The organism is Paraburkholderia sp. RL17-383-BIF-A (assembly GCF_046028015.1).
Taxonomy (GTDB): Bacteria; Pseudomonadota; Gammaproteobacteria; order Burkholderiales; family Burkholderiaceae; genus Paraburkholderia.
The window spans coordinates 90,064-114,089 of sequence record NZ_JARESR010000006.1 but is presented as its reverse complement, the minus strand read 5'-3'; the positions used below and the strand labels follow the sequence as shown (position 1 = coordinate 114,089).

At 64.8% G+C, this 24,026-nt stretch carries 18 protein-coding genes; 6 read left to right on the top strand and 12 right to left on the bottom strand.

Features of this window, described 5'->3' with window-relative positions; all coding sequences use genetic code 11:
* Positions 1-208: 208 nt before the first annotated feature.
* On the bottom strand, positions 209-1,654 hold the full coding sequence (locus P0D71_RS09400) for a xylulokinase (RefSeq protein ID WP_408479789.1): 1,446 nt from the start codon (positions 1,652-1,654) through the stop codon (positions 209-211).
* Between the two features lie 426 nt (positions 1,655-2,080).
* Between P0D71_RS09400 and P0D71_RS09395 the strand changes: the two genes are divergently transcribed.
* The gene (locus P0D71_RS09395; protein WP_091801041.1) at positions 2,081-3,490 is read left to right on the top strand and encodes a nucleobase:cation symporter-2 family protein; all 1,410 of its coding nucleotides are present in this window, start codon (positions 2,081-2,083) and stop codon (positions 3,488-3,490) included.
* Between the two features lie 150 nt (positions 3,491-3,640).
* Here the strand turns inward: P0D71_RS09395 and P0D71_RS09390 are convergent, their stop codons facing one another.
* From P0D71_RS09390 to P0D71_RS09380, 3 genes are read right to left on the bottom strand one after another with little or no spacing between them, the layout of a single operon-like run.
* Entirely contained in the window at positions 3,641-5,188 is a 1,548-nt protein-coding gene (locus tag P0D71_RS09390) for an efflux transporter outer membrane subunit (RefSeq protein ID WP_408479788.1), read from the bottom strand.
* Between the two features lies 1 nt (position 5,189).
* The gene (locus P0D71_RS09385) at positions 5,190-8,399 is read right to left on the bottom strand and encodes an efflux RND transporter permease subunit (RefSeq protein ID WP_091799442.1); all 3,210 of its coding nucleotides are present in this window, start codon (positions 8,397-8,399) and stop codon (positions 5,190-5,192) included.
* Between the two features lie 18 nt (positions 8,400-8,417).
* Positions 8,418-9,650, bottom strand: a complete 1,233-nt coding sequence (locus P0D71_RS09380) for an efflux RND transporter periplasmic adaptor subunit (protein ID WP_408186540.1) — start codon at positions 9,648-9,650, stop codon at positions 8,418-8,420.
* A gap of 432 nt (positions 9,651-10,082) precedes the next feature.
* Between P0D71_RS09380 and P0D71_RS09375 the strand changes: the two genes are divergently transcribed.
* Positions 10,083-10,742: a TetR family transcriptional regulator gene (locus P0D71_RS09375; RefSeq protein ID WP_408351595.1), complete on the top strand. Its 660-nt coding sequence runs from the start codon at positions 10,083-10,085 to the stop codon at positions 10,740-10,742.
* Here the strand turns inward: P0D71_RS09375 and P0D71_RS09370 are convergent, their stop codons facing one another.
* Entirely contained in the window at positions 10,743-11,378 is a 636-nt protein-coding gene (locus tag P0D71_RS09370) for a cysteine hydrolase family protein (RefSeq protein ID WP_408479787.1), read from the bottom strand.
* Between the two features lie 182 nt (positions 11,379-11,560).
* Between P0D71_RS09370 and P0D71_RS09365 the strand changes: the two genes are divergently transcribed.
* Positions 11,561-12,556 (top strand): helix-turn-helix domain-containing protein, encoded by a 996-nt coding sequence (locus tag P0D71_RS09365; protein WP_091799430.1) that lies wholly within the window; start codon positions 11,561-11,563, stop codon positions 12,554-12,556.
* Between the two features lie 146 nt (positions 12,557-12,702).
* Here the strand turns inward: P0D71_RS09365 and P0D71_RS09360 are convergent, their stop codons facing one another.
* The 6 genes from P0D71_RS09360 to P0D71_RS09335 all read right to left on the bottom strand — a co-directional run bounded on the left by P0D71_RS09360 (position 12,703) and on the right by P0D71_RS09335 (position 18,483).
* A complete protein-coding gene (locus P0D71_RS09360) occupies positions 12,703-13,452 on the bottom strand; it encodes an SRPBCC family protein (protein WP_091799427.1) in 750 nt (249 codons plus the stop codon).
* 33 nt (positions 13,453-13,485) lie between these two features.
* On the bottom strand, positions 13,486-13,878 hold the full coding sequence (locus tag P0D71_RS09355; protein ID WP_408295980.1) for a DUF427 domain-containing protein: 393 nt from the start codon (positions 13,876-13,878) through the stop codon (positions 13,486-13,488).
* Between the two features lie 151 nt (positions 13,879-14,029).
* Positions 14,030-14,527 (bottom strand): peptidase associated/transthyretin-like domain-containing protein, encoded by a 498-nt coding sequence (locus P0D71_RS09350; protein ID WP_408186544.1) that lies wholly within the window; start codon positions 14,525-14,527, stop codon positions 14,030-14,032.
* 301 nt (positions 14,528-14,828) lie between these two features.
* Entirely contained in the window at positions 14,829-16,346 is a 1,518-nt protein-coding gene (locus tag P0D71_RS09345) for a DegQ family serine endoprotease (protein ID WP_408186545.1), read from the bottom strand.
* Positions 16,347-16,514: 168 nt separating this feature from the next.
* Positions 16,515-17,816 carry an ATP-binding protein gene (locus P0D71_RS09340; protein WP_408479786.1) on the bottom strand — a complete coding sequence of 434 codons (1,302 nt, stop codon included), beginning with the start codon at positions 17,814-17,816 and terminating at the stop codon, positions 16,515-16,517.
* Positions 17,817-17,820: 4 nt separating this feature from the next.
* Entirely contained in the window at positions 17,821-18,483 is a 663-nt protein-coding gene (locus P0D71_RS09335) for a response regulator (protein ID WP_091799410.1), read from the bottom strand.
* A gap of 219 nt (positions 18,484-18,702) precedes the next feature.
* Here P0D71_RS09335 and dacB point away from each other — a divergent pair, with 219 nt between their 5' ends.
* The 3 genes from dacB (at position 18,703) to P0D71_RS09320 (ending at position 22,883) form a co-directional block, all read left to right on the top strand.
* Positions 18,703-20,391 carry a D-alanyl-D-alanine carboxypeptidase/D-alanyl-D-alanine endopeptidase gene (gene dacB / locus P0D71_RS09330; RefSeq protein WP_408479785.1) on the top strand — a complete coding sequence of 563 codons (1,689 nt, stop codon included), beginning with the start codon at positions 18,703-18,705 and terminating at the stop codon, positions 20,389-20,391.
* Between the two features lie 187 nt (positions 20,392-20,578).
* On the top strand, positions 20,579-21,541 hold the full coding sequence (locus P0D71_RS09325; protein ID WP_091799404.1) for a sterol desaturase family protein: 963 nt from the start codon (positions 20,579-20,581) through the stop codon (positions 21,539-21,541).
* A 94-nt stretch (positions 21,542-21,635) separates the two neighbouring features.
* Positions 21,636-22,883 (top strand): SGNH/GDSL hydrolase family protein, encoded by a 1,248-nt coding sequence (locus P0D71_RS09320; RefSeq protein WP_408479784.1) that lies wholly within the window; start codon positions 21,636-21,638, stop codon positions 22,881-22,883.
* A gap of 97 nt (positions 22,884-22,980) precedes the next feature.
* Here the strand turns inward: P0D71_RS09320 and P0D71_RS09315 are convergent, their stop codons facing one another.
* Positions 22,981-24,021 (bottom strand): L-threonylcarbamoyladenylate synthase, encoded by a 1,041-nt coding sequence (locus P0D71_RS09315; RefSeq protein ID WP_091799396.1) that lies wholly within the window; start codon positions 24,019-24,021, stop codon positions 22,981-22,983.
* Positions 24,022-24,026: the final 5 nt, after the last annotated feature.

The window sequence follows — 24,026 nt, the reverse complement described above, 5'->3', positions numbered from 1 at the left end:
TCTGTCAATGCAAGGCGCGTCGCGCGCCGACATCATTGCGGCGCACACGTGCTGCGATTCGGTACTGCGGTTGATGCGTGTGTCAGGCTCAGGGCGCACAGTGGCGCCGCCACCCGGCGCAGTGCGCCGAGCGACACCTTAGCGTGCGAAACACGTCATGGTATTGCAAAGTGCGTCACGGCATTGTCTGAACTCGACATGGTTTCGCTCAGCGCTGAGGTTTGTCGGCGAACCATGTCTCGACACGTCCGTAGAGATCGAGAAAGCGGGTGTAGCGTTCTGCAAGCGCTGCATCGCCTTGCGGACCGGCGACACGAGTCGCGCCGGGCGCGAGCGCGGCGAGATCGCTCGCGTGCCAGTGCCCGCTTGCGAGACCGCCGAGCATGGCCGCGCCGCGCGGCGCCGCGTTCGGACAATCGACCGCGTGCAGCTCGACATTCAACGCATCGGCCAGCAACTGGCGCCAGCGCGCGTCGATGGAACCGCCGCCCGCCAGCTTCAATGCGCTCACCGTCGCGCCGCTCGCGCGAATCGCGTCGAGCCCGGCGCGCAGCGAGAACGCGACGCCTTCGAACGCGGCGCGCATCATCGTGCCGCGCGTGTGATCGAGCGCGAGGCCGAGCCAGCCGCCGCGCGCCATCGGATTGAGCCAAGGCGTGCGTTCGCCCGTGAGGTAAGGCAGGAAGGTGAGGCCGCATGCGGCCGTTGGGCTCGCAACCGCTGCGTCGCCGAACGCATCACGATACGCATCGGCCCACTCATAGGAGAGCCAACCGCGTACACGTTCGAGCGCGATGCCGACGTTCTGCATCGCCGCCATCCGATACCAGTGATCGCTCGCTGCCCGATAGCGGTGCAAGCCCCTGACCGCAGCGGGCGCGTGTTCGGCCAGCACGACGATTTGTCCGCCGGTGCCGGTGGTGAGCAAGGCGTCGCCGTCGCGAGCGAGTCCGCTGCCGAGAGCGGCGCAAGGCGTATCGGCAGCCCCGGTTGCGAGCACGATGCCGGCGCGCAGACCCAGCGCCTGCGCCGCCTGCTCCGATAGCACGCCCCCTGCGGCGTAAGACGGCGCGAGCGGCGCGAACCACTCATGCGGAATTCCGAGCCGGGCGAGCAGCGCCGCGTCCCACACGCCGGCGGGATCGGCGAGCGCGGTGGCGCAGGCATCGGACGGATCGGTCGCGATCGCGCCGCCCAGCGCGACGCGCAGCCAGTCTTTCGGTTGCAGCGCCCAACGAGTGCGGCTCGCGGATTGCGGTTCGTGCAACACGATCCAGCGCAGCAGCGGACCGGCCATGCCGGGCGCAACCGGATTCGGCTGCGGCTCGGGCCACTCGCCGAGCAAGGCCAGCGCGCGCGTGTCGGGCCACAGCATGGCGGGCCGCACGGCTTCGCCCGCTTCGTCGATCAGCACGACGCCGTGCATCTGCCCGGAAAAGCCGATGGCCCGCACATCGCGGCGCAATCCGTCAGGCAAACGCGCGGCGGCTTCGCATAGCGCGCGCCACCACGTTTGCACCGACGTCTCGGCCCAACCCGCATGCGGCGTTTCGATTGCATAAGCGACGCTCGCCACCGCCCGCTCGCGACCGTTTTCGTCGACGATCGCTACTTTGAGAGAGCCGGTGCCGAGGTCGATGCCGAGAAAACTCATGGATGATTGTGCGTGAAATTGTGGACCGAGATGGGCACGCGAAAGCGTGCTCAAAAAGCGTATTTTCCCTGACCGGCGCACCGCTTCGGAAACGCGCCCGAATGCACGCAAACAATCCCGAATCGCGGGTTAACCCGTCTACGCTGCGAGCCGCGTCAAAACAGGACTATGCGCCCAGTGAGATACACCTCATTGATTCTCACACATATCGCGTCAAGCCGGGTTCGCACGGCGCGCGGCGTCGCATCGCTGCTGCAAGGGGCTGACCGCCGATGGGCGACGTTCACACCTTTATGTTGGCTTTCAAAAGGCGCGCTCGCATATCGTCACCGGGAATGCCGGAATAGGCCCCAGTGGTCTTGTTGCACCTTTTCGTCCCCGATACCTTGGAGCCATCCCAAAAACCAGATGGTGGAGACAGACGATATGCAATCGAACACGGTTCACCCGTGCGACGAGCGACTGCCCGCAGGCCAGTTGCTCACCCTCGGCATTCAGCACGTTCTGGTGATGTACGCCGGCGCGGTCGCGGTCCCGCTGATCATCGGCGCGGCGCTCAAGTTGCCGAAAGATCAGATCGCGTTCCTGATTAGCGCCGACCTGTTTTCCTGCGGCATCGCCACGCTGATTCAGACACTCGGTCTGTGGATTTTCGGCATCCGTCTGCCGGTCATCATGGGTTGCACGTTCGCGGCCGTCGGTCCGATGGTCGCGATCGGCACCAATCCTTCGCTCGGCATTCTCGACATCTTCGGCTCGACCATCGCGGCCGGTGTGGTCGGCATCCTGCTCGCGCCCGCCGTCGGCAAGTTGCTGCGCTTCTTCCCGCCGGTCGTGATCGGCGTGGTGATCTCGGTGATCGGTCTGTCGCTGATGGAAGTCGGCATCAACTGGGCGGCAGGCGGCGTAGGCAATCCCGATTACGGCAATCCGGTCTATCTCGGTCTCTCGCTGATCGTGCTGATGCTGATTCTGTTGATCAACAAGTTCGCCAAGGGTTTCCTCGCCAATATCTCGGTGCTGCTCGGTATCGTCGCGGGCTTCGTGATCGCGCTGGTGCTCGGCCGCGTGAACATGGAAGGCGTCACGCATGCGCCGTGGGTCGGCTTCGTCATGCCGTTCCACTTCGGCCTGCCGCACTTCGACCCGCTGTCGATCGCGACGATGGTCACCGTCATGTTCGTCACCTTCATCGAATCGACCGGTATGTTTCTCGCGGTCGGCGACATGGTGGATCGTCCGGTCGATCAGAAGACGCTGGTGCGCGGTCTGCGTGTCGACGGTCTGGGCACGTTGATCGGTGGCATCTTCAACTCGTTCCCGCATACCTCGTTCTCGCAGAACGTCGGCCTGATTGGCGTGACTGGCGTGAAGAGCCGTTTTGTGTGCGCCATGGGCGGCGTGATCCTGGTGCTGCTGGGTCTGTTCCCGAAGATGGCGCAAGTGGTCGCATCGGTGCCGCCGTTCGTGCTCGGCGGCGCGGGCATCGTCATGTTCGGCATGGTCGCGGCGAACGGCATCAAGGTGCTCTCGAAGGTCGACTTCGTGAAGAACCATCACAACCTGTTCATCGTCGCGGTCAGTATCGGGCTGGGTCTCGTGCCGGTGGTGTCGCCGCACTTCTTCTCGAAGCTGCCGCCGGCGCTCTCGCCGCTGCTGCATAGCGGGATTCTGCTGGCTTCGGTGTCGGCGGTCGTGCTGAACCTGATCTTCAACGGCGTGAAGAGCGAGAAGAAGGCACGCTGCGAAATTCGCAGCGCCGGTCACGATTTCGACGGACGCGGCGGCAATGAACCGCGAAGCGACGAGATGCTGCGCGCCGCGGACCTGCACTGAGCGGCACGCAATCAGGCGCCGCGCGAGCCACTTCGCGCGAGCGCCGCGGATAAAAAAAGCCACGGCATGCCGTGGCTTTTTTTATGACCGGCTGCGCACGACGGTTTCGCTGAAACAGAGAACCGCCGTGCGCGCCTCAAACTACAAGACTCAACCCGCCGTAGCCGCCGAAGCCGCCACCGGCGCACTCGCTGCGCCGTAGTCAACCGGTGCGTCGGCCGGACGCGGCTGATCGCCGTTATGCTCGACCCAGCCGCCACCAAGCGCCTGATACAACGTCACGAGGTTCTGCAGACGTTCCATCCGGGCAGTGACCAGCAACTGCTGCGACGAATACAGATCCGTCTGCGCGGTCAGCACCGACAGATAACTGTCGACGCCGTTCGTATAGCGCAGATTCGACAGATCCAGCCGGCGTTGTTCCGCAAAGGTATTGCGCTCCAGCGCCTGGATCTGCTGATCGTAAGTGCCGCGCGCCGCCAATGCGTCCGCGACTTCGCGGAAGGCCGTCTGGATCGCCTTCTCATACGTGGCGATCTGGACTTTCTTCTGGATGTTGGCGAGATCGAGGTTGGCGAGATTCTGTCCGCCCTCGAAAATCGGCAGCGTGATCGACGGCGCGAAGCTCCACGCGGCCGAACCCGGCTTGAACAGACCGCCGAGCGACGGACTCAGCGTGCCGAAGCTGCCCGTCAGCGACACCTTCGGGAAGAACGCGGCACGCGCTGCGCCAATGTTCGCGTTGGCGGCCAGCAGATTCTCTTCGGCCTCCATGATGTCGGGACGACGCGTCAACAGATCGGACGGCAGACCCGCCGGAATGTCCGTGAGCAGATTCTGGTTGTCCAACGTCATGCCCGGCGGCAGATCCTCCGGCAACGGCTCGCCGAGCAACAGCACGAGCGCGTTATCCGCCTGAGCCCGCAGACGCTGCTGCTGCTGCAGGTTGGCCAAAGCCTGCTCGACCACCGTTTGCGACTGACGCAGATCCAGTTCCGAACCCGTACCGTTGTCGAATTGCAGCTTGGCGATCCGATACGATTCCTGCGAAGTCTTCAGCGTGTTCTGCGTGACCTTCAACAGATCGTCGAGTTCGAGCACCGTCATGTACTGGTTCGCGACCTGCGAGACCAGCGAGATTTCCGCCGCCTTGCGGGCTTGAGCCGTGGCCAGGTACTGCGCCAACGCCTGATCCTTCAGGCTTTGAATCCGCCCGAAGAAGTCGATTTCCCACGACGCATTCAGACCCACCGAGTACGAGTTGGAAATCGTCTGGCCGAAGACCGACAGGTCCTTCGGTGTACGCGATTTGCTTTGCGAAGCCGCAGCGTCGAGCGTCGGCAGCAATTCGGCGCGAACGATCCGGAACTGCGCCGCCGACGCCTGCATGTTCAGCACCGACACGCGCAGATCGCGGTTGTTCTTCAGCGCGATCTCGATCAACCGCTGCATGCGCGGATCGACGAAGAAATCGCGCCAGCCGATATCCGCCGCGGCCTGGCCGTTGGCGGTGCGCGCGGCGCCGGTCGCGCCGGGCTGTTGCTGGACCGGCTGGGTCGCGCCCGGCTGCGTGTCGTACACGCCGCCGGTCGGGAAGGTGCTCGTCGTGGGCACGGCGGGGCGCTCGTACTTCGGCGCCATCGTGCACCCAGCGGCGAACAGCGCGACCGCCACTGCAATCAGAGAGTGTTTTTGCATCTCAATGTCCGTCCTTGCCCGAGCCTTCACCAGTTGAACCGCCACCTTGCGGGTCATGCGGATGGTGCTGGTTGTAGTGTGCGAGCGCCTCATCCGGGTCTTCCTTCTCACCGCCGAATTTCGCGCGGATCACCACGAAGAACATCGGGATCATGAAAATCGCGAGGAAGGTCGCCGTCAACATCCCGCCGATCACGCCGGTACCGATCGCGTGCTGGCTGGCCGAGCCCGCGCCGTTACTGATGGCGAGCGGCATCACGCCGAGAATGAACGCGAGCGAGGTCATCAGAATCGGACGCAACCGCAGACGCGCTGCTTCCAGCGCCGCCTCGATCGGCCCCATGCCTTCACCCTGCTGCAACTCGCGGGCGAATTCCACGATCAGAATCGCGTTCTTCGCCGACAGACCCACCGTGGTCAACAGACCCACCTGGAAGAACACGTCGTTCTCGAGCCCACGCAGCGTGGCGGCCAGCAGTGCGCCGATCACACCGAGCGGCACCACCATGATCACCGAGAACGGGATCGACCAGCTTTCATACAGCGCCGCGAGACACAGGAACACGACGAGAATCGAGATGCCGTACAGAATCGGCGCCTGCGAACCGGACTGGCGTTCCTGCAACGAGAGGCCCGTCCATTCGTAGCCGACACCCGCCGGCAGCTTCGCCACGAGCGCTTCCATCGCCGTCATGGCCTGACCGGTCGACTTGCCCGGCGCCGCCGCGCCCTGGATTTCCACCGCGGAAATACCGTTGTAGCGCTCCAGCTTCGGCGAACCGTAGGTCCACGTGCCGCTGGCGAACGACGAGAACGGCACCATGCCACCCGCGGTATTGCGTACGTACCACGCGTTCAGGTCTTCCGGTTTCATACGGAACGGCGCATCGCCCTGCAGATACACCTTCTTGATCCGGCCATCGGTATCGAGGAAGTTGTTCACGTACTGCGACGCCCACGCGATCGAGAACGTCTGGTCGATCGCGGACAGCGACACGCCGAGGGCCGAAGCTTTCTCGTGGTCGATGTTCACCTTGAACTGCGGCGTGTCATTCAGGCCGTTCGGACGCACCTGAGCCAGCGTCGGATCTTTCGCCGCCATGCCCAGCAACATATTGCGTGCTTCCATCAGCTTTTCGTGACCGACGCCCGCGCGATCCTGCAATTCGAAGTCGAAGCCCGCGGCGGTGCCGAGTTCAGGAATCGACGGCGGATTCACCGGATACACCAGCGCGTTCTTGTAGCTGCCGAAGTGCATGAAGAGACGGCCCACCAGCGCCTGCACCTTCTGGTCCGAGTGCTGACGCACCGCGTAGTCCTTCATCCGCACGAACACGAGACCCGCGTTCTGGCCCCGACCGGCGAAGCTGAAACCGTTCACGGTGAAGGTCGATTCGACGATGCCCTTCTCGGTATTGAGCAGGTAGTCGGACACGTCCTTCAGCGCGCGCGCCGTGGTTTCCTGCGTCGAACCCGACGGCGTTTGCACCAGCACGAACATCGTGCCCTGGTCTTCGTCAGGCAGGAACGACTTCGGCAACTTCACGAACAGCAGGCCAACCGCGAAGATCACCACCATATAGATGATCAGCCAACGGCCCGAGCGCTTGATCACGTGGTGCACGCCCGAGTGATACTTGTCGCGGCTCCGGTTGAAGGTGCGGTTGAACCAGCCGAAGAAGCCGGTGGTCTTTTCCTGGTGACCCTTTTCGATCGGCTTGAGGATCGTCGCGCACAATGCCGGCGTCAGAATCAACGCGACGAGCACGGACAGCACCATCGCCGCCACGATCGTCAGCGAGAACTGCCGGTAAATGGCGCCGACCGAACCGCCCGAGAACGCCACCGGCACGAACACCGCCGACAGCACGAGCGCCACGCCGACCAGCGCGCCGGTAATCTGATCCATTGCCTTGCGGGTTGCGTCACGAGGCGATAAGCCCTCCTCCTGCATCACCCGCTCGACGTTTTCCACCACCACGATCGCATCGTCCACCAGCAAGCCGATTGCCAGCACGAGCCCGAACATGGACAGCGTGTTGATCGAGAAGCCCACCAGACCCATGATCGCGAACGTGCCCAACAGCACCACCGGCACGGCGATCGTCGGGATCAGCGTGGCGCGCAGGTTCTGCAGGAACAGGTACATGACCAGGAACACCAGCACGATACCTTCGAGCAGCGTCTTGACCACTTCCTCGATCGACAGGCGCACGAACGGCGTGGTGTCGTACGGATACTGCACGACCAGACCGTGCGGGAAGTACTTCGACAGTTCGGCGACCTTCGCGCGCACCGCCTTGGCGGTGGCCAGCGCGTTCGCGCCGGTTGCGAGCTGAATACCGAAGCCTGCCGTCGGCTGGCCGTTGTACTTGGTGTCGAAGTTGTAGTTTTCGCCACCCAGCTCGATGCGCGCGACGTCCTTGATACGAACTTGCGAACCGTCCGTGTTCACCTTCAGCAGCACGTTGCCGAACTGTTCAGGCGTATTCAGCAGCGTGGCTTCCGTGATGGTGGCCTGCAGCACCTGGCCCGGCACCGACGGCGTGCCGCCGAGCGAACCGCCCGCGACCTGCACGTTCTGCGCCGTCAACGCGGTTTCCACGTCCACCGGCGTGAGGCCGAAGTTGGTCAGCTTGTTCGCGTCGAGCCAGATCCGCATCGCGTACTGCGAGCCGAACAGCGTCACCGTGCCCACGCCGTCGATACGGCTGACCGGATCCTGAATGTTCGACGCGACGTAGTTCGCCAGGTCGTACTTGTTCATGCTGCCGTCTTCGGACACGAACGCCATGACCAGCAAGAAGCTGCTGCTCGACTTCGTGACCTTGGTGCCCAGCTGCTGCACGGCTTGCGGCAAGAGCGGCGTGGCGAGTTGCAGCTTGTTCTGCACCTGCACCTGCGCAATGTCAGGATTGGTGCCGGCCGCGAACGTCAGCGTAATGGTTGCCGTACCCGAATCGTCCGAGGTGGACGACAGGTACAGCAAGTGGTCGAGACCACTCATCTGCTGCTCGATCACCTGCGTGACGGTGTTTTCCACCGTTTTCGCCGATGCGCCCGGGTACGTCGCGCTGATCTGCACAGCCGGCGGCGCGATGGTCGGGTATTGCGCAATCGGCAACGTAAAGACCGACGCGATACCCGCGAGCATCAGAATGATGGCGATCACCCATGCAAAAATCGGGCGATCAATGAAGAACTTTGCCATGAGGCGGGCTCCCTGTTATTACGCGCCCGATGCGGCGGAGGCAGGTTGTGCCGTCTGCGCAGCACCGCTGGCGGCCGGCGCGCCCTGAGCGGAGGCGTCGGAAGCGGGTGTGGCGGGAAGTTGCGCGGCGACGGTCTTGACCTGCATGCCGGGCTTCGCCTTGTCGGTGCCCTGCACGATCACGCGGTCACCCGGATTCAGGCCGCTTTCGACCACCCAGTTCGAACCGTAAGTGCCCGACGTAGTCAACTGACGCAACACGACCTTGTTGTCGTTACCGACGACCAGCGCGGTCGGCTGACCCTTCTGGTCGTGCGTCACGCCGACTTGCGGCACGACGAGCGCGTGGTCGTTGACACCTTCTTCGATGCGCGCGCGCACGAACATGCCCGGCAGCAGCACCTTGTCGGCGTTCTTGAAGATCGCGCGCACCGTGACCGAACCGGTTCCCTGGTCGACGGTCACGTCGGTGAACTGCAGCTTGCCCTTTTCCGAATAGGTGCGGCCGTCTTCGAGAATCAGCGACACCTTGGCGGCGTCCGGACCGCTCGTCTTCAGACGGCCTTCCTGCATCTCGCGGCGCAGCTTCAGGCCGTCGAGGCTCGATTGCGTCAGGTCCACATAGACCGGGTCGAGTGTCTGCACGGTGGCCATCAGCGTGGCGGCGCTAGCCTGCACGTAGGCGCCGGGCGTGACTTGCGAGATGCCGACCTGGCCGCTCACCGGCGACACGACGTCCGTGTAGCCCAGATTGATCTGCGCCGTGTCGACCGCCGCCTTGCCCGCGGCCACGTCTGCCGCGGCCTGGCCTTCCGAGGCCACCGCGTTGTCGTAGTCCTGCTTGCTGACCGCGTTGGCGGCAACCAGCACCTTGTAGCGATTGGCCTGCGCGGTGGTGGACACGAGGTTGGCCTGCGCCTTCGCGAGCGTTGCCTTGGCGTTGTTCAGCGTGGCGATGTACGGCGCCGGATCGATCTTGTACAGACGCTGCCCCGCTTTGACCTGGCTGCCTTCGGTGAACTCGCGGCGCAGCACGATGCCGTCGACCCGTGCGCGCACTTGCGCGACGAGGAAGGCGCTCGTGCGGCCAGGCAACTCGGTGACGACGGGCACGGCCGTCGGCTGGACAGTGACAACGCCGACTTCGGGCGTTTGTGGCGGCGGCGCAGATTGTTTTGGCCCGCACGCTGCCAGCAATACGGCAGCCGTCGCGGCACTGATTAAGCGGAATGGAACCCGTTCGACGCGCATGGAGCGACCTCTGTCTAAGACTGAGAGAATGAAAAAGTGCGTGCATCCCTACGCCGGGGACGGTTGCGCACACATGCGTCTCGCGACGCTGACCGGATGCCCCATGCACGCAAACCGAACCTGCTGGGCATCCTCAACGAAATGCGCCATACCGGGGAAATGCCGCACGGCGCCGCCCATTCCGGCACGGCGCAAAGAGCGTTTTGAAAGGCAACAGTGACGGATATTAACGTGTCGTCACGGCTTGGGCTATCCGATCGTGGGATGCTATTATATATACATTCACGAATGCATGTAAAAGTGCGTTTACATCTCTTGCGGGCGGGGGGCTCGCAAGATCGCTTCACAATTCGCTCAGGCGTAGTCAGATTGTCATCGGGCGCACTTAAAAGCGCCCGGGAAAACCCCACAATCAGGGCAGGTCATTCCAATATGGTCCGAAGAACCAAAGAAGAGGCGCTGGAGACGCGCAATAGCATTCTCGACGCCGCCGAGCGCGTTTTTTTCGAGAAGGGTGTTTCGCGTACGTCGCTCGCCGACATCGCGCAGGCTGCCGGCGTTACGCGCGGCGCGATTTACTGGCACTTCGCCCACAAGAGCGATCTGTTTACGGAGATGTTCGACCGCGTGCTGCTGCCGCTGGACGAACTCAAAGCCGCCTCGCTCGACCCCAACGAGCCCGATCCGCTCGGGCGCCTGATGGAAATCTGCAAGGTCTGCCTGCGCGACACGGCTAACGATCCGCGTCGCCGGCGCGTGTTCGACATCCTGTTTCTGAAATGCGAGCTGGTCGAGGAAATGGGCCCGGTGATGGTCCGCTATCAGACCAATATGCGCGAAGGGCTCACGAAAATCGAAGGCGGTCTGCGCAACGCCATCTCCAAGGGGCAAATGCCCGCGGATCTGGATACGAAGCTGGCGGCGGCCATGGTGCACGCGTTTGTCAGCGGTTCGCTGCGCGACATGCTGTTCCTGCCCGACGCCACGGATTTCGGCACCCACGCCGTACAGATGGTCGAAGGCATGTTCGACGCGCTGAAGCTGAGCCCGGCGTTGCGCAACGGGCATGCGCGGCGCACAGCCGGCGCTTAATTACGCCGCGGCCCGCCTGGCTCGGGCCTGCTGATTCGACGCATAGATATTGCCGCGCGGGAGCGCTGCCCCGCCCTCCACTGCCCCGATCCACTCGTCCGTGCTCGCCACCGCCGCGAAGCGCGACTGCAGCACCACGCTGAATACCCGGTGAATCTCCTGCGCGCTGGCGAAACCCGCGCTGTTTTCATACGGCACCGAGCCCGTCGCGTCGTGCAGAAACTCGACGGCGAGCCCGGCGTGAACCGCGTGGTTGATGGTCGACGCGTCGCAGTTGTGCGTCATATAGCCCGTGACCGTCAGCGTGTCGATTTGACGCGCGGCGAGCCAGTCGGCCAGATCGGTGCCGGTAAAGCCGCTCGGCAGGGACTTCTCCACGTAATGATCGCGAGCCCGCTCGCCCACCACCGGATGCAGTTCCGCCCCACTGCTGCCACGCGCGAATAACGGCGAGCTGGCCGGCGCCAGATTCTGCACGACAACGACCGGCACGCCCGCGGCGCGCGCCGCATCCATTGCACGGCCAATGTTGGCGAGCGAGCTTTGCACGTCCGGGTATTCGATCGGCAGATCGCCGCTCACGTATTCGTTCTGCACATCGATGACGATCAGCGCGCGGCGCGGTGTGGCGGTCATGGCAAGACTCCTCGGTCGGGTAAAGGGATGGTTGGCGCCGCGCAGACTGATCCGGTCGGGGTTGGCCTGAGAACGAGCCGCGGCGATAACTGCATTGTTCCCCCGCCGCCCACGTCGCGACAGCGACCCGAATGACAAGATTCGCTAGAATCGGGCCATCGTCGGATTTCACGAGGTGACTGATGGCCACGCCCGTTTCTTCTGCCGCGACGCACGGCGCAGCGCCCCGGCACGTCGTCGCGGTGGTCGCCTTCGACCGCATCAGTCCGTTCCACCTCTCGGTGCCGTGCGTAGTGTTCGGCGAGGACCGCAGCGGCGGCGGCGTGCCGGAGTTCGACTTCCGCGTCTGCGCCGCCGAAACGGGCGCGCTGACCACCACGGCCGGCTTTTCGATCGGCGTCACGCATGGACTCGAAGCGCTGGCCGATGCCGGCACGATCATCGTGCCGAGCTGGCGCGACCCAGCCGAAACGCCACCGGCCGCGCTGCTCGATGCGCTGCGCGCCGCCCATGCGCGCGGCGCGCAACTGGTCGGGCTGTGTCTCGGCGCATTCGTGCTGGCGGCCGCCGGCATCCTCGACGAGCGGCCGGCCTCGACGCACTGGGCATGGGCCGACGACTTCGCGCGCCGCTATCCGCGCGTGCGCCTCGACCCCAACGTGCTCTATGTCGACGACGGCAACGTGCTGACCTCGGCCGGCACGGCCGCCGGCCTCGACTGCTGTCTGCACGTGATGCGCAAGATGTGCGGCGCGCAAGTGGCCAATCATGTGGCGCGCCGGCTGGTGGTGCCGCCGCATCGGCAAGGCGGCCAGGCGCAATACGTTCAGCAGCCCATGCCGCCGAATGTGCGCGGCGACCGGCTGTCGGGCCTGCTCGACTGGGTCAGCGGGAATCTGGCATTGCCGCACACGCTCGACTCGCTGGCCGGGCGCGCGCTGATGAGCCGGCGCACTTTCACGCGACGCTTCCGGCTCGCCACCGGCACGACCGTGGGCGCATGGCTGCTGGCGCAGCGGCTCGCACGCGCGCAGCAACTGCTGGAGGGGACCGACGAGTCGGTGGAAGCGATCGCGGGAATCGCGGGCTTCGGCTCGACCGCTTCGCTAAGGCAACATTTCGCGGAGACGTTTCGCACGTCGCCGTCCGCATGGCGAAGAGAATTTCGCGGCGTCTAACCGCGCGAACGCGGCGCTAGTTGCGCCGACGACGTTTCGTAGCAGCCCAACGGAATTTCGTAGTCGCGCCGGCGCGACAGCAGCGATACGCGCCCCGCGCACCGGAACGACGCCAAAGCGACGCCAGAGCGACCCAGCGACGAATATCAATGCTCGCTGATCCAGCGCGCCACATACAACAGCAGCGCCACCAGAAAGATCATCGCCGCCCAGGCCCAGTTCGGCACTGCGTGCGGACTGGGCTCGTGATGCGAGACCCCGTGCGAGTGTCCATGCGACGCACTTGCCGCGCGACCGGGCAACGCATTGCCGTGGTCCGGGCGCACGCGCCGCGCCATGCCGCCGAGTGTGATCGGCCGCAGAAACACATGCTGACGGCGCACCGCCGAGCCCCGCGCACGGTTAGGCCCTTGCCCATGCTTGGCGCGCACGACAGCGTCGAACTCGGAGAAGAAGTCGTCGGCCAGTTGATGCAGGGCGTTTTCGAGTTGACGTGTCGGCAGTTCGGCGAGCGGGCCGGACGAGGTTGCCCAGATCGTGTAGTCGATCCGCGTGCCGCGCGCCTTGTCGGCGCCATGCCCGCCTTCGTCGGCGCGCAAGCGCACTTCGATCTGACCGCGCAACGCGCCGATGCCTTCGGCGCGCGCCTTGAAGTTGATGGTGCGGCGCTGCGCGTCTGCCGGGCCGGAATCCTGCCCGGCCACGTGGGCGCGTGCTTCATAACGCGCGCGCAGCGGGCCGAGCGGCACCGTCATGATCAGCTCGTATTCGCCATGCGCAAGGCGCGTGAACGACTCGCAGTTGTCGAGGCTGGCGCGTAATAGCGCGAGGTCTTGCAACGCCTCCCAAACCTCAGACGGCGCAAGCGGAATCCGTAACGCGTCGTTCAGTTCCATGGCAGCCTCCCCGATGAACGCGCGACAGCGGGATCAGGACGTCTGATCGATGCGGTCGACGCGCGATGCGTAAAACGCGAGATACCCTTTGATCGTGGCCGCCGACTCGAGCGGCGTTTCGTAGCTCCACACGGCGTTTTCGATCAGGCCGTCTTCCGTGCGCAGATGGAAGTACGACGCCTCACCCTTGAACGGGCAGTGCGACGTATGCGCCGATCGTTCGAGCCGCGCCATGTTCACGTCCGAACGCGGAAAATAGAACACGTCCGGCAAACCGGTTTCCGCCAGTGTCAGTCCCGCCTGCGTATCGGCCATGGTCACACCGCCGTGTATCACCCGCACCCGGTGATGGTTGCCGGTGATCACGATGGTGTGCCCGCCCGCACTCGTGCCCGGGCTTCCGTGAGGTGTCAAGGCATCGCTCATGTCTCGGCTCCGTGATGGTGTGCGGTCGTGCAAACAGTAAAGCCACGGGGCGTGCCCGTGGCTTCATTATCGGCCAAAGTCCGGCCGATTGCGCGACGTTCCTGCGCGGGGTACGAAGCTAGCCGCAACTCCGCGCAAAACGCCCTCACGCTTATTGCGTGTTCCAGTAGAACGCGGCCTTGGCGGTACCCTTGGCCGGGATCGTCACCGCCTTGGACTGGTCGCGATCCTTGTATTGCGCATGCACCGTGTAGCGGCCCGGGCGCAGTTTGACCAGCATATACGGCCCGCGTGACGTAGTCGTCAGCACTTCGCCGTTGTGCGCATCGACCACGCGCACGTGGACGTCGGCGAGAAAGTCGGAACCGGGGCCGGTGAAGCGCAGCGACAGTGGCCACTGGCTTTGCGCCTGCTGTAACGCCTTCGATTCGTCGAGGCCGACGCCGCCCGACACGAACGAGACATCGCCTTGCTGCTGGATTTGCGGCAAGCCGCCACCATTGGCATTACCCGCGCTGGTTTGATCGGTGGTCGTGCCGCCGGTCGTGTCGCTTGCCTGCTGCGCATACGCGCCACCCGCCAGACCGAGCGTGAGCGCTGCGCATACCGCAGCGGCTACGAGCCTTCGCTGATTGCGTTGGGTTTTCATCGGTTCGCTCCTTGTTGAGGTCTTATCCCTGCTTCTCCGGCACCCCGCGATGGGCCCGGACCAAGGTAGACGCAACCTGCGTGCCAAGCCGCCGGCGCGTCCTCTGGAAAACCGCTGCGCGCCACGCCGGGTAGCGCGCAACGCCCTGCTTCAATAGTTGGCACCAAATGAAAATTGCCGGTCCGCTGGCAGTAAATGCAACGGGACCGGCAAGCATTACTTCAATTCGCGGGCGAATCGGCTAGCCGTCGGTCAAACCGCCGCCCGGCCGCCGACCGGTACAGCCGCCGCGCTCACCCGATCAGCCGAGATCGACCGGGACGAAGATCTGCGCGTTGTCGCGCTGGATCAGCAACGCGATGCTGTTGCCGGCACCGGCGATCATCTGCTTCAACTGATCGACGCTCGAAATGGGCCGCCCGTTGACCGCCAGAATCACGTCGCCCGGCTGGATGCCGGCGCTTTCCGCCGCGCCGCCTGACTGCTGCACGAGCAGACCGTGCGACACCGACGCACCGCTCTTTTCTTCCGGCGTCAGCGGCCGCACTGCCACGCCGAGGCGGCCTTGCAACTGGGTCGGCTGATCGGCCTTGTCTGACGCCACCTTCGCATCCGACAACGAGCCGATGGTCACCTTCAGGTCCTTGGTGGCCTTGTCGCGCCATACCTGCACGGTCGCCGAACTGCCCGGCGCGAGACCCGCAACCTGCGACGGCAGATCGGACGAGTCGCCGACCGGCTCGCCGTTCACCGACAGGATCACGTCGCCCGGCTGCAGACCGCCCTTGGCGGCCGGGCCGCCCGGATCGACCGAGCTAACCAGCGCACCTTGCGGCTTCTGCATGCCGAACGAATCGGCCAGTGTCTGGTTCATGCCCTGCACCGCCACGCCGAGGCGGCCGCGACTCACGTGACCGGTCTTGACGATGTCGTCCTTGACCTTGATCGCTTCATTGATCGGGATAGCGAACGAAAGGCCCTGGAAGCCGCCCGTCTGCGAATAGATCATCGAATTGATGCCGATCACTTCGCCTTGCAGATTGAACAACGGGCCGCCCGAGTTGCCGGGGTTCACCGGCACGTCGGTCTGAATGAACGGCGTGTAGTTTTCGTTAGGCAGCGAACGCGACTTGGCGCTGATAATGCCCGAGGTCACCGTGTTGTCGAAACCGTAAGGCGAACCGATCGCGACGACCCACTGGCCGACCTTGCTTTGACGGGGGTCGCCGATCTTCACGGTCGGCAGATTGCTCGCGTCGATCTTCAGCACGGCGACGTCGGACTGCTTGTCGGCGCCGACCACCTTCGCGCGGAATTCGCGCTTGTCGGTCAGCTTCACCGTGACGACGTTCGCGCCGTCCACCACGTGCGCATTGGTCAGGATGTAGCCGTCATTGCTGACGATGAACCCCGATCCCAGGCTCGCGCTCGGCTGATCGGGCGCGTCGCCGCCGTCGCCGCCCTGCATGCCGGGCATGCCGCCGAAGAAGTGCTTGTAGAACTGGTAGAACGGGTCGCTCGGATCGATCGGCAACTGGTTGCCGCCGCCGTTGCCATTACCGGAATTGCCGCGCAGCGCCGTCTGCTTGACGACATGTTTCGCGCTGATGTTGACGACCGCCGGGCCGTAGGTTTCGACGAGGCCCGAGAAGTCGGGAATGCCGGTTTTGGCGGCGGCTTCGGCGGGCATCATCGCGGCTTGCGCCGGCGTGATCACCTGCGGCGCGGGCACGTCGCGATGCCCCGCCACATAGCCGGCGGAGAGCGCCACGGCGACAGCCACTGCAACAGCGCTGCGGGACAAGGTTTTCGCGTTCATCGTGTACTCCTGACTGGGAGAAAGAGACTTTGGATGTCTCGAAGCGTACGTGGCGTCACTTAAAAGAGTCTTAAGCAGCGACAGATCGCTTCCATCCTATTTTCGAGGCGCTATTGCAGCGTTGCACAAGCCTCGATCAAAGCCTCTTACGAACTGAAAGCCCGTCCTTCAAAAACGCACGCTGACCTGCAAGCCGCCCGCCGGCGATTCGTCGAGCAACACGGCGGCATGATGCTGCACGGCGATGCGGCGCACGATCGCGAGACCCAGACCGCTGCCCGCCACGTCGGTCCGCGCGCGGTTCGCACTGGCGCCCGCGCGATAGAAACGGTCGAACACGCGATCGCGTTCCTCCGGATCGATCCCCGGGCCGCTGTCGGCGATCCGCACGACCGGGTGTCCCTCTTCCACACGCAGAACGACATCCACATGTCCGCCGCGCGGCGTGTATTTGGTTGCGTTATCCACGAGATTGTTGAACATCACGCGCAGCGCGTCGGCGTCGCCGATCACGGTGGCGGACTCTGTCGCCTCGATGCCGAGATCGACGCCGCGATTCTGCGCGAGCGGCGCGTAAGCCAGCACACATTCTTCGAGCAGCGCGCGCAGATCGATCGCGTCGGTGGCGGCGAGTCCGTCCGGCTCGGAACGCGCGAGCGCCAGCAGTTGTTCGGCAAGACGCGTGGCGCGCGTCACCCCCGCTTGCAGATCGGCGAGCGCTTCGCTGCGGCCGGCTTCGTCTTTCGCGCGCGCCACGAGTTGCGCCTGAATCTGCACGGCGGCCAGCGGCGTGCGCAATTCATGCGCCGCGTCGGCGACGAATGCCTTCTGAATATCGAGCGCGGTGGCGAGCCGTTCGAGCAGCCCGTTCAGCGCGCGCACGAGCGGCTGCACTTCGAGCGGCAGACGCTGGTCCGGCAAAGGATCGAGTGCCTCGGGATGACGCGCGTCGAGTGCGCTCGTCACGCGGCGCAGCGGCCTGAGTCCGCGTCCGACGATCACCCACACCGCGAGCCCCAGCAACGGCAGCAGCACGATCAACGGCCACAGCGTGCGCAGCGCGACATTCGCGGCAAGCCGGTTACGCACGGACACCGGCTGCGCCAGCTGCACCACGTTATCGCCGACGATCGCGCCATACACGCGCCACTCGCCGCGATCCGTGTGCTCGGTCGAAAAGCCGAGCTCGGCGCGCGGCGCGAGCGGCGCACGCGGACGCGAGTAGTACATCAGCACGCCGTTGCGATTCCAGATTTGCAGCACGATGCCTTCGTCGCCGGTGTCGCGCGAACCCAGCACCTGCGAGAACGGTTCCGACGGCAGCGCCGCGGCGATCTGCTCCAATTGGTAATCGAAGAGTTCGTTGGCTTCGGCAAGCGCTTGCCGGTAAATCAGCCAACCCGCGATGCCGACACCGAGCAGCACCAGCGCCAGCAGCCAGACCAGCAATTGACGGCGGATCGAACGCATCGGCTCAGGCGTCCTTAGCGATCATGTAGCCCAGACCGCGTACGTTGCGGATCAGGTCCGCACCGAGTTTCTTGCGCAGCGCGTGAATGTAGACCTCGACGGTATTGCTGCCGATCTCCTCACCCCAGCCGTACATTTTTTCTTCGAGCTGGCTCTTCGAGAGCACGGCGCCGGGACGCGCGAGCAGCGCCTCGAGCAGCGCGAATTCACGCGCCGACAACGCCACCGGCGAGCCGTCGAGCGTGACCTGATGCGAGGCGGGATCGAGCGTCAGATTGCCGAGGCGGATGGTCGAATCGCTGCGCCCGGATTGACGGCGAATCAGCGCGCGCATGCGGGCGCCGAGTTCGTCGAGATCGAAAGGCTTGACGAGGTAGTCGTCGGCGCCGGCGTCGAGGCCCTTGACGCGATCCGCCACGGCGTCGCGCGCGGTGACGATCAGCACCGGCAACGCATGGCCGCGTGCGCGCAGCATGCGCAGCACGTCGAGACCGTCGCGCTTGGGCAGCCCCAGGTCGAGCAGTACGAGATCGTAAGGCTGGCTGGCCGCCGCGCTGAGCGCTGCTTCCCCGTCTTCCACCCAGTCGACCGCGAAGCCTTCGCCGCGCAGCGCCTTGCGCACGCCTTCGGCGATCATCCGGTCGTCTTCGACTAGCAAGATGCGCATGGTTATCCGTTCCGAATCGTTCGATGATGCCGCATTCTAGCGCCCGCCTCAGGCATGTGCGGCGCGTGGCGCATTTTCCACCGCAGCCTCGCGGCATGTCACTACAATGGGCGCTTTGCGTCGCGCGGCCGGCGATTCGTCCGTGTATCACGCGACGCCCTGCCGCAACCCGGATTACCGCGTGCCCCACGCCCTGACATTTTGCTTTTTCGCCCGTCCATGACGCACGCTTTTCTGTCTTATCTCGCACGCCGCGTGCGCCTTGCCGCGCAGCGTCCGGGTTTCCCGTCTGCTTCTACTGCTTCCACTGTTCCCACCGCTTGCGCATCTCGGCTGCCTCGCCGCTTCGCGCCGCGCGTGAGCGCCTGGCTGATCGCCTGCGTCGCGCTCGGCTGCAGCGCCTCGCTGCCGCTCGCCGCGCAGGCTCGCGTCAAGGCCGCGCATCCGAGCGTCAACGTCACCACGGTATTGCCGCCGCAAGTGATGGCCGGCTTGCAGCGCGCACACGTGCCGCTGTCGTCGATCAGCGTGGTGGTGGAGAAAGTCGGCGACCGCACGCCGATCGTCGCGCTGAACGCCGGCAAGCCGATGATGCCCGCCTCGACCATGAAGCTCGTCACCACCTACTCGGGGTTGTCGATCCTCGGCCCCGACTACCGCTGGCGCACGAGCGCCTATACGGACGGCACGGTCGACGCCAACGGCGTGCTGCACGGCAACCTCTACATTCAGGGCACGGGCGACCCGAAGCTCGTGCCGGAAGAACTGATCGATCTCGTCCAGAAGATTCACAAGGCGGGCATCAACGGCATAGACGGCGCGCTGGTGCTCGACAAGCGCTACTTCGATCCGTCCACGCGCGACCTGCCGCCGTTCGACGATGACGCCACCGCGCCGTACAACGTCGGCCCCGATCCGCTGCTCTACGCGTTCAAATCGCTGTCCTTCACACTGACGCCGTCGCCCGACGGCAGCGTCGCGATCGACGTGCTGCCCGCGCTCGCGCAGTTACAGATCGACAACCAGATGCACGCTGTCAACGGTCCATGCCGCGGCGATGCGGCCTCCGTGTCGCCCACCGTCACGCCGCAGCCGAACGGCACCGTCGTCGCCTCGTTCGACGGCGACTACTCGGTGCGCTGCGGCCCGCGCACGATCAACGTCGCGGTGCTCGATCACTCGGCATTTTTCGCGGGCGGTTTTCTCGCGCTGTGGCAACAGACCGGCGGCACGTTCAGCGGCGCGACGCGCGAAGGCGCCGTACCGGTGGGCGCCAAACTCGTGGCGACACACCAGGGGCCGATGCTGTCCGACATCGTTCGCGACATCAACAAGTTCAGCAACAACACGATGGCGCGCAATCTGTTCCTGACGATCGGCGCGGCCGAGGAAAAGGGTCCCGCCACGCCCGCCAAGTCGGCGCGTGCAATCGAGGCGTTTCTGCGCCGCGACAGCATCAACATGGAATATCTGACGCTCGATAACGGCTCGGGCCTCTCGCGCGACGAGCACATCACCGCACTCGCGCTCGCCGATCTGCTGCAACGGGCCAACGCGAGTCCGGTCGCGCAGGTGTTCGTGGAGTCGCTGCCGATCGCGGGCGTGGACGGCACCATGCGCAATCGGCTGACCAACCAGGGCGCGGGCGGCAACGCGCATATCAAGACCGGCACGTTGCGCGACGTTCGGGCAATCGCGGGCTATGTGGCCTCGGCTGACGGCAATAGTTACGTGGTCGTCAGCCTGATCAACGATCCGCATTCAGAAGCCGCTCGCGCCGCGCATGATGCGCTGCTCGAATGGGTGTACCAGGGCCCGTCTCAAGGTTTCACCAAAGTTTCCGATCCCGTCGTCGAACCGCGCAGCAGCAAGCCCAGGAAAAACCCGCACCAGCGCGGCGCTCACTGAGTGTTCCTTCTAGCGAAGCCGCGCGCGGCAACGTCCTCTAGCGTGTACGCTGTCGGGCAGTGTTTGAGGCGCGCGTAAAACGCTGGACGTGGCGCCGGGACCGCACACCGCTGACGGTCCACTCGAACAATAACGACAACACCGCTCGCGCACCGCGCGGCGGCCAGGGACCACGGAGGAAGACACCATGCAATTCGATGCCGAATTGCTGCTGCTCGCCATGGCGCCAGTCTTTCTCGCATGCATCGGCTGGGAGGCGTGGCACCTGTTGCGCACGCGCCCTGGCGCGCAACTCTATAGCTGGCGCGACACGCTCTGCAACACGGCGCTCGCGCTGATGCACCAGGGCGCCGACAAGCTCGCGTGGCTCGCCGTCATTCCCGTCTACGCGTTCTTCTACGATCACTACCGCATCTACACGTGGCAGGCGAGTTGGGTCTCGTTCGTTGTGCTGTTCGTCGCTCAGGATCTGCTCTACTACGTGTTCCATCGCTGCAGCCATCGCGTGCGCTGGCTATGGGCCGCGCATGTCGTGCATCACTCGTCGGAGCGCATGAATTTTTCGACCGCGTTCCGCCAGAGCCTGATGTATCCGATCGCGGGCATGTGGCTGTTCTGGACACCGCTTGCCGTGCTCGGCTTTCCGCCGAAGCAGATCGTCGCGATCGTGCTGATCAACCTGGGCTTTCAGTTTTTCGTGCATACGCAGGCCATCGGCAAACTCGGCTGGCTCGAATACGTGTTCAACACGCCGTCGATCCATCGCGTGCACCACGCGCGCAACGACCGCTATATCGACCGCAACTATGCCGGCGTGCTGGTGATCTGGGATCGCCTGTTCGGCAGCTATGTCGAGGAAGACGAGCGCGATGCGCCGGTCTACGGCATCGTCGAGCCACTTCACACGTACAACCCGCTGAAGGCGACGTTTCACGAATGGGCGTCGATGGGCGCCGACTTCGCGAGCGTGCGCGGCTGGCGCAACAAGCTGCGCGCACTGTTTGCGCCGCCCTCGTGGGCGACGGATTATCACGCGCGGCGCGCCGCCGGTTCATCGGCGTCGCACGCGGATTCAAGCGGAAATTCGAGCGAAGCGATTCGCGTGAATCAAGACCATACGGCCGCGTTTCAAACACCGCGCAGGCCGTAGAAGATTCTGTAAGCTGTCGTCACGCCGCCTAAGCGGCGGGCGCTGCCTGCAACACATGGCATAAGGGCCAAACATACGAGGAGATGTAGTCAACATGAAGCAAACAGCATCGCGGAAACAACATTGGCTGCGCGTGACGCAGATCGCCATTGCCAGCACGGCGTTCGCCCTGCTCGCGGCTTGCGGCGGGGGTAGCGACAACAACAATGCGAGCAGCACGCCTGCGGGCGGCGTCAAGTTGCAGGTCGTGTCGTTCGGCGACAGTCTCTCGGACGTCGGCACGTACGCGCCGGTGATTCAGGGGAGCTTCGGCGGCGGCCGCTTCACGACGAACCCGGGTGAAGTGTGGACCCAGAAGGTCGCGGAATACTACGGCGACACGTTGAAGCCGGCGTACCTCGGCGGCTTTGGCCAGCCGCTGGTCGCAGCGGGCGGCTACGGTTACGCGCAGGGCGGCTCGGACGTCGTGAACGCGCAAGGTCAAGGCTGGGCGCCCAACAACATGGCCGCGACGACCGTGCCGGTCGTGACGCAGGTGGCTAACTACCTGGGTGCGCATACGAGCTTCAATGCGAACCAGCTCGTGCTGATCAACGGCGGCGCGAACGACATCTTCCAGTTCGCGGGGACCACCACCAATCTGACAGCGCTCGGCGCCGCGCTCCAGACGCAATACCCGCAACTCGTGCAGGCCGGCAAACTGCCGAACTCGCAGGCGGGCCAGGTCGCGTTTATCGTCGGCTACCTGCAGCAGTTGCCCAACCCGCAGATCGCGCAGGCCGCCACCCAGCTCGCGGCGCAAGTGCAGACCATCGTCAACTCGGGCGCGACCCACGTGGTGGTGTCGACGGTGCCGGACATCGGCAATACGCCGCTCGGCGTGTCGGCCAACGCGTCTACGCCTGGCACGGCTGCGCTGCTGTCCGGGATTACCGCGGCGTATAACTACCTGCTGGTGCAGAACCTGACGGCCCGCGGCCTGGTGGGTACGGGCAAGGTCATCGTGGCCGACGCCTTCACGTGGCTGGATCAGCAGTTGCCGAACTACCAGGCGCTGGGCTTCACGGTGTCCAACACCGGCACGGCGTGTAACCTGGCGTCGATGCAGAGCAACGCAACCGCTTACGCCGCCGCGAACCCAAGCGCAACGAACGGACTGACCCCGGCTCAATACGGCGCACAGTTTGGTTCGTCGCTGTTCTGTTCGCCGCAGACCTACACGGTGGCTGGCGCTGACCAGACTTACATGTTCGCGGATACGGTTCACCCGAGCACGCACCTGCACGCGTTGTTCGCGCAGTACGTGCAGCAGCAGATCGCGGCAACGGGGTTGGGCAAGTAATCAGGTAACGCGGCAGGTAACGCGGCGGATCCGGCGATCCGCCGTCGCCTTTGCGACGATGACAGGCCCGGCTGAGTTCAACCGGGCGCTGTCGACGCTATCCCTGCGCTTCGAACGCAGCGGCCGCCCGCCCCAACCGGTCATTCACCGCGATCCACTCGATCGTATCCGGCAGCTTCTCGATAAGAATTCGCGAGACGTTCGCGCGGTCGAGCGCCCTCAGCAAGCCATATAGTTCACGCGCGTAGACATGCGGATCTTCCGGTGCGGCGATGAAATGCACGCCCTCGGCATCGGCCCAATGTCCCGCGCGGGAAGCGCGCGCAACCAATGCCACGCGCTCATCCGCTTGCCGCGCGGCAAGCAATGTCTCCAGCGCGTTGAACGGCAATAGCGCCAACGGCGTGCTCGGCGCGTAATGCGCCTTCAACGTGCCGGAAGCGCGCGGCGCAGTCGCGTCCGAGCCGTCTGGCAAACGCGGCGCCTCGCCGAGCACCTCGGCGATATCTTGCGGCGTCACGCGCCCCGGCCTCAACAACGCCGGAAAGCCGCGCGACAAATCCAGAATGGTCGATTCGATACCGACGTCCGACGCGCCGCCGTCCAGCACATGAATCGTGTTGCCGAACTCGTCCCGCACATGTTGTGCCGTGGTTGGGCTCACATGACCGAAACGGTTCGCCGACGGCGCCGCGACACCGCCATGTCCGCCGCGCAATGCGCTGAACGCCTCGAGCAAGGCTTGCGCGACCGGATGCGACGGACAGCGCAGCCCCACCGAATCCTGGCCGCCGCTGACTGCCGCCGGAATGCGCGCGGCGCGCTTCAGGATCAACGTGAGCGGCCCGGGCCAGAACGCGTCGATGAGCCGCTGTGCCTCCGCGGGCAAGTGCTCGACCCAGTAGTTCGGATCGCCGTGCGGCGCGAGATGCACGATGACCGGATGATTCGCCGGCCTGCCCTTCGCCGCATAAATCCGCGCGACCGCGTCGGGATTCTCCGCGTCGCCGCCGAGGCCGTACACCGTCTCTGTCGGAAAAGCGACCAGCTCCCCCGCGTCGAGCAGAGCCGCCGCGTGTTCGATCTGCGTGGCGCTCACAGGCAATGCGCCTTCGGCAGGTTTCTGTTGATCCGGCATGGCGC

What these genes read in the sequence shown, in the direction of transcription:
- P0D71_RS09400 (WP_408479789.1), bottom strand. Translation starts at nt 1,654, where the DNA reads ATGAGTTTTCTCGGCATCGACCTCGGCACCGGCTCTCTCAAAGTAGCG.
- P0D71_RS09395 (WP_091801041.1), top strand. Translation starts at nt 2,081, where the DNA reads ATGCAATCGAACACGGTTCACCCGTGCGACGAGCGACTGCCCGCAGGC.
- P0D71_RS09390 (WP_408479788.1), bottom strand. Translation starts at nt 5,188, where the DNA reads ATGCAAAAACACTCTCTGATTGCAGTGGCGGTCGCGCTGTTCGCCGCT.
- P0D71_RS09385 (WP_091799442.1), bottom strand. Translation starts at nt 8,399, where the DNA reads ATGGCAAAGTTCTTCATTGATCGCCCGATTTTTGCATGGGTGATCGCC.
- P0D71_RS09380 (WP_408186540.1), bottom strand. Translation starts at nt 9,650, where the DNA reads ATGCGCGTCGAACGGGTTCCATTCCGCTTAATCAGTGCCGCGACGGCT.
- P0D71_RS09375 (WP_408351595.1), top strand. Translation starts at nt 10,083, where the DNA reads ATGGTCCGAAGAACCAAAGAAGAGGCGCTGGAGACGCGCAATAGCATT.
- P0D71_RS09370 (WP_408479787.1), bottom strand. Translation starts at nt 11,378, where the DNA reads ATGACCGCCACACCGCGCCGCGCGCTGATCGTCATCGATGTGCAGAAC.
- P0D71_RS09365 (WP_091799430.1), top strand. Translation starts at nt 11,561, where the DNA reads ATGGCCACGCCCGTTTCTTCTGCCGCGACGCACGGCGCAGCGCCCCGG.
- P0D71_RS09360 (WP_091799427.1), bottom strand. Translation starts at nt 13,452, where the DNA reads ATGGAACTGAACGACGCGTTACGGATTCCGCTTGCGCCGTCTGAGGTT.
- P0D71_RS09355 (WP_408295980.1), bottom strand. Translation starts at nt 13,878, where the DNA reads ATGAGCGATGCCTTGACACCTCACGGAAGCCCGGGCACGAGTGCGGGC.
- P0D71_RS09350 (WP_408186544.1), bottom strand. Translation starts at nt 14,527, where the DNA reads ATGAAAACCCAACGCAATCAGCGAAGGCTCGTAGCCGCTGCGGTATGC.
- P0D71_RS09345 (WP_408186545.1), bottom strand. Translation starts at nt 16,346, where the DNA reads ATGAACGCGAAAACCTTGTCCCGCAGCGCTGTTGCAGTGGCTGTCGCC.
- P0D71_RS09340 (WP_408479786.1), bottom strand. Translation starts at nt 17,816, where the DNA reads ATGCGTTCGATCCGCCGTCAATTGCTGGTCTGGCTGCTGGCGCTGGTG.
- P0D71_RS09335 (WP_091799410.1), bottom strand. Translation starts at nt 18,483, where the DNA reads ATGCGCATCTTGCTAGTCGAAGACGACCGGATGATCGCCGAAGGCGTG.
- dacB (WP_408479785.1), top strand. Translation starts at nt 18,703, where the DNA reads ATGACGCACGCTTTTCTGTCTTATCTCGCACGCCGCGTGCGCCTTGCC.
- P0D71_RS09325 (WP_091799404.1), top strand. Translation starts at nt 20,579, where the DNA reads ATGCAATTCGATGCCGAATTGCTGCTGCTCGCCATGGCGCCAGTCTTT.
- P0D71_RS09320 (WP_408479784.1), top strand. Translation starts at nt 21,636, where the DNA reads ATGAAGCAAACAGCATCGCGGAAACAACATTGGCTGCGCGTGACGCAG.
- P0D71_RS09315 (WP_091799396.1), bottom strand. Translation starts at nt 24,021, where the DNA reads ATGCCGGATCAACAGAAACCTGCCGAAGGCGCATTGCCTGTGAGCGCC.